A 5,590-nucleotide genomic window follows, 5' to 3' on the forward strand; every position below is an offset into this window, starting at 1 on the left:
AGAAGTTCCAAATACCAATCACAGAGTGTATTCCAAATGAAACGATAAAGTGTAGCGGCAGACTCATTAAATTTATAGTGTTCAATACCAATTGTCACTGCTGAAATCGTTTTAGAGAGTTCCGTTAAAATCCAACGATTAAGCGCCAGTTTTGCTTGTTCTGGTTTAAAAGCTGGATCATGCTTCACACCATTCATCTGTGCAAATCGGGTAGCATTCCACAATTTCGTAGCAAAATTACGATAACCAGCAATACGGGAAACATCAAGTTTTACATCACGACCTTGTGCTGCCATAATAGCCAAAGTAAAACGAAGTGCATCAGCGCTATACTGATCAACAAGCTCTAAGGGATCGATAATATTTCCCTTAGATTTTGACATCTTTGCACCCTTTTGATCCCGTACCAGAGCATGCACATAAACCGTTGGGAAAGGAACATCACCCATAAAGTGAAGTCCCATCATCATCATACGAGCAACCCAGAAAAAAATAATATCAAACCCTGTCACGCATAAAGATGTTGGATAAAAAGTAGACAACTCAGTCGTTTTATTGGGCCATCCTAATGTTGAAAAAGGCCAAAGAGCTGATGAAAACCAAGTATCTAAAACATCCGGATCACGGATTAATTCAACCACCTCACCATAATGAGCAACAGCTGAATCTAAAGCCTCTTCTTCACTTTTTTCAACAAAAACTGTTCCATCAGGTCCATACCAAGCAGGAATCTGATGTCCCCACCATAATTGGCGAGAAATGCACCAAGGTTGAATATTCTGCATCCAATTGAAGTAGGTCTTTTTCCAGTTATCGGGAACGAACTGCGTTTTTCCTTGTTGAACAGCCTCTATCGCTGGCTTTGCTAATTCAGCAGCATGAACATACCATTGATCTGTCAAAAAAGGCTCAATAGGAACACCACTGCGATCTCCATGAGGAACCATATGGGGATGATCATCAACAGAAGCCAAATATCCCTGTTCTTTCATCAAAGCAACAATCTTCTGGCGCGCAACAAAACGATCAGATTTATCGAGACTTTCTACTAACATTTCTAATTCATCTGATAATATCAAACCATCAAAAAATGCTTCATTCTCACGGAGAAAAATCTCAGCTTTTGGGGTAAAAATATTGATCAAGCGTAAATGATTACGCAGCCCCACTTCAAAGTCATTAAAGTCATGGGCTGGCGTGATTTTTACAGCACCACTTCCAGCCTCAGGATCAGCATGCATATCACCAACAATTAATAACCGACGACCAACAAGCGGCAAAAGAGCATTTTTACCGATAAGATTTTTATAACGCTCATCTTCAGGATTAACAGCAATTCCTGTATCACCAAGCATTGTTTCTGGTCGTGTTGTCGCCACTGTTATAAAAGTTGTCGCATCATTTGGATCAAAAACTTTACCTTCAAGTGGATATCTAAAGTGCCACAAATGTCCTTGAACTTCTTTTTGCTCAACTTCAAGATCTGAAATAGCTGTCAACAATTTAGGATCCCAATTGACGAGGCGCTTATCCCTATATATCAACCCTTGCTTATAAAGCGTGACAAAAACTTCACGAACCGCCTGCGACAACCCCTCATCCATTGTAAACCGCTCACGCGACCAATCACATGAAATCCCAAGACGGCGCAACTGGTTTGCAATAATGCCTCCAGTTTCATAACGCCATTTCCAAATACGCTCAATAAACTTTTCTCTTCCCATTTCTTGACGCGTTGGTTCTTGGCGTTCTGCAAGTTGGCGCTCTACAACCATTTGTGTAGCAATCCCAGCATGATCCATACCAGGCTGCCACAACACATTCCTGCCACGCATCCGCTGAAATCTAACCATTATATCTTGAATTGTCGTATTGAGTGCGTGCCCCATATGAAGTGAGCCGGTAACATTCGGGGGTGGAAGCATAACGCAAAAAGTTTCTGCACCACTTTTAGAACCCACTCCTGCTTTAAAAGCCCCACGAGTCTCCCATCTCTTTGCAACCCGTTGCTCTATAGAGGCAGCATCATAGTTTTTTTCTAACATTCTATCCATCCATAACGCCGCTGAACAACACAATATATGATCAAAACCTGATCAAAATTTCGTGAATCTCAGCCATTCACTAGAGAGCTCGCACAATCGCAAACAAAATCCCCATAAAATGAAAAACATAAAAATAATGTAAAAATAATTAAGACGATTTCTTAATCGCCTTCACAATCTCTTCACGCAAAATATCTTCCAGCAAAACAGGCAATTTAGACTGTAACCATTCAGCTATAGCCGGACGCAATACATCCTTTGCAATCTTTTCTGCAGAAGAAATACAATATGCAGACAATTCCACATGACCATCCCTTCCAGCGTCTGACTGTGATTTTCTTATCTCATCTTCATATTCTTTTGCTTTATAAACAGAATTCCGTTCTTCAGAAGAAAGCTTCATCTTTTGCATATCCATACCAACTGTATTATTTTCTGCCTCTATATCCTCTTTCTCTTGCGTTATCTTCCCTCCTTGATTTTCAGAAGAAAGACCAATACGATCAGCTAAAGCCTTCATAGCATCATCAACCGATAAGGTTGTATCATAAATACCCTCGGATGCCACTTCTGAAGCATTCAGTGCAACATCTTCATTTAAAAAGTGATCAGATTGAACCGCATTTTCTTCGATTATTTCACGAATAGATGTTAAAATTTCATCCATACTTGGCTCACGTAACACGCTTGAACTCTGTACCATACTTTACAACCTCTCAAAGACGCAACAACAAATAGAATCATATTTTCAGTGTATGCAAAAGAATTATAAGATCAACATGCCTCCTATGATATTTTCAAATATGCTTGTCATAAAGAGGGCGCTACACACAGTTTTCTACACTTATAAAAATAATATCTCGCCGCAATATCTTTCAACATATTCAACTGTTGACTTACTAATCTTTTAAAAACTAAAATAATTTAATAAGATTCAAAGAGATACTTTTATGTATTATCGGATATATTGAATTGTTTTTAAACCTAAATAACTTGCAGTCAACTTACCAATAGAAGATTGAACACTATAGCTCGCCACAACAGCATTACGCTCTGCCATTGCAAGCGCAATTTGAGCATTAATCAATTGAGTACGAGAATTTAAAACATCCAATGTCGTTGCTTGCCCTACGCGATTTTCTTGAACACGACCTTTCAGAGCAATTTCAGCAGCACGAACACTTTCACGATAAGCAACAACAGATGAGCGTGCGCCCTCCAACTGAAACCAAGCAGAAGTAAGTGCTTGTCGCGTATTGCTATGCGCCAAATCGAGTTGAAGCTGCGCCTGTCCAAGCTGTTCCCTTGATTGGCGAATTTGCGCAGACGTACGCCCTCCTTCAAAAATTGGGACACTCACTGACAACCCTATTGATTTAGAAACGCCATCCTCTCCAGGACCACTATAAATTCGATTATAAGACGCTGTCGCAGAAAAATCGACCTTAGGGAGCAATGCACCTTCTTTTGCCTTTACATTGTAAACACTCGCATCGACTAAATATTTAGCATAAAGGATTGCTGGATGCATAGAAACGCTCATCTGGTAAGCCATATCAAGGTTGGCAGGAAAATCTCTGGCTACGGGAGGGCTTTTTAACTTTTCAGGATCAGAACCAATAACTTGTCGATACACTGCCTCGGCTGCTTTTACATCAGCACGAGCAAGACTCAGCTCTGAAACTGCCACGGAACGTGCTGCTTGAGCTTGAGCAAGATCAACACGCCCTCCCTCACCCACATCAAATTTTGCTTTATCGGAACGAACTTGCTCTTCAAGAGCTGCCAAATTTTCTCTCCGAAGATCGGCAATACGACGTGCCTGATAGACATTAGCATAAGCCGTTACAGTTTCCAGAAAAGTATTTTGTTCAGCATTACGAAGATACTCACGTTGAGCCTGCAACTTAACTTGCGCTGAAGAAAAGATATTTTGCGTGATAAACCCGTCAAATAATCTTTGATTTAATCTCACGCCTATAGATCCAGAAGTCACATAAGGACCTGTAAAAGACTTATTGCGCCCATAGTTCCCAACCCCCTCAACTTGTGGCAACAACCCCGATCGCGCAATAACAACATCCTCTCTGGATATACGCACAGCTGCACGTTCACTATTCAACTTAGCATTGTGTTTATAAGCCTTAGAAAAGGCATCCATCAATGTTTCAGCACAAACAGTCTCTGATAAAAAAATACTCAACACCAACAACAAACATGCCTGAAACTTCTTGTTTATTTTTAACACAATACACACAACAACATACCCCAAATAAATTACGAAATTATCTTTTATTCACCGAACAAACAAGCTCTAAAATACAAAACCAGGTGTTTTTAAAAAACAAGGAAGAGGCTTTACAGCAAGATTAAAAGCACGACGAGCCGAGATGATCCCATCTTCTTTTATATAGATTTGTGCAACAGCAGCATTTCCATGCCCTTCAACCACAACAAGACGTCCACAGTCTTTCATTTGATCAAAGATACCTTGAGGAATAAAATCAACAGATCCCTCAATGAAAATCACATCATAAGGTCCCTCAACGGCATATCCTTGCTCTAAAGGACCATGAACGACAACCACATTATCACATTGATTACGTTCTAAAGCGTCAAGAGCACGTTCAAAGAGAGATTGATCACTTTCCAGCGCAATCACAGATCCTGCAAGTTTTGCAAGCAACGCTGCACAATAACCACTATTTGCACCAATATCTAAAACAACATCTGATGATTTTACAGCGGCAAGCTGTAGTAATTTTGCTAGAGACGCAGGTTTCATCAAATAGCGTGCAGGAACCCCATCTTGCACTGGACATAGAACAATATCGGTATCAAGATAACTTAACATTTTCATATCTTCCGATACAAAATCTTCACGAAATACCGTTAAAAAGGCTTCAAGAACTGATAAATCCGTTACATCGACTGTACGAATTTGATTGTCAACCATTTTGCGACGAAGCTCAGCAAAATCTGCAACCATAACGAATATTTTCTCCTAACCTACAAAAAACAAACAAAACAGCGACAATAAGGGATGAAGATCTCTTAAACTATAGGTGTTACAAAAAAGGACGCCACAGTCAACAATTAGATTTTAACTATATAATCTCTCACATAAAAGTGTCTTCACAAGAATAGAGGGAAATAATCTATTTTCCTATACCTCATCTCCCCTAAAAGCCGTTTCGTTTAAAATCGGCTGGAGGCCTCGCCCGGAATCGAACCGGGATACAAGGATTTGCAGTCCTCTGCGTAACCATTCCGCCACGAGGCCTCATCAACAAACATAAAGGTTTCCATAAGGGAAGGCAACGCATCCGTCAAGGTGTAGAAATCTTCTCACACCTTTTTTCCTCTTATTACACAATTTATCATATTTTTTTAAAAAAAGTAATTTTATCCTTTGCAAATCAGTATTGCTTTGCTATAGCCTTTTCAATTAAATAATTGGGCACCGTTCCCCGGTAGCTCAGCGGTAGAGCAACCGGCTGTTAACCGGTTGGTCGCTGGTTCGAATCCGGCCCGGGGAGCCACTT

Annotated in this window: 4 protein-coding genes and 2 tRNA genes; 1 reads left to right on the forward strand and 5 read right to left on the reverse strand. The window is 40.2% G+C overall.

All coding sequences use genetic code 11. The annotated features are described in order from the left end of the window. The 5 genes from ACFIO3_RS07960 to ACFIO3_RS07980 form a co-directional block, all read right to left on the reverse strand. Nucleotides 1-2,045, reverse strand: a 2,045-nt coding sequence (locus ACFIO3_RS07960) for a valine--tRNA ligase (protein ID WP_375704289.1), incomplete at its 3' end; no start/stop codon positions are given. Between the two features lie 148 nt (nucleotides 2,046-2,193). Beyond that, nucleotides 2,194-2,748 (reverse strand): DUF2497 domain-containing protein, encoded by a 555-nt coding sequence (locus ACFIO3_RS07965; RefSeq protein WP_375607442.1) that lies wholly within the window; start codon nucleotides 2,746-2,748, stop codon nucleotides 2,194-2,196. Nucleotides 2,749-3,000: 252 nt separating this feature from the next. Then, the gene (locus ACFIO3_RS07970; protein ID WP_375607443.1) at nucleotides 3,001-4,251 is read right to left on the reverse strand and encodes a TolC family outer membrane protein; all 1,251 of its coding nucleotides are present in this window, start codon (nucleotides 4,249-4,251) and stop codon (nucleotides 3,001-3,003) included. Nucleotides 4,252-4,359: 108 nt separating this feature from the next. After that, entirely contained in the window at nucleotides 4,360-5,034 is a 675-nt protein-coding gene (locus tag ACFIO3_RS07975) for a protein-L-isoaspartate O-methyltransferase (RefSeq protein WP_375609293.1), read from the reverse strand. A gap of 220 nt (nucleotides 5,035-5,254) precedes the next feature. Beyond that, nucleotides 5,255-5,328 (reverse strand) — tRNA-Cys (locus tag ACFIO3_RS07980). Between the two features lie 184 nt (nucleotides 5,329-5,512). Between ACFIO3_RS07980 and ACFIO3_RS07985 the strand changes: the two genes are divergently transcribed. Then, nucleotides 5,513-5,587 (forward strand) — tRNA-Asn (locus tag ACFIO3_RS07985). Nucleotides 5,588-5,590 lie beyond the last annotated feature (3 nt).

The sequence above is a fragment of the Bartonella sp. AD328YNZD genome (assembly GCF_042196425.1).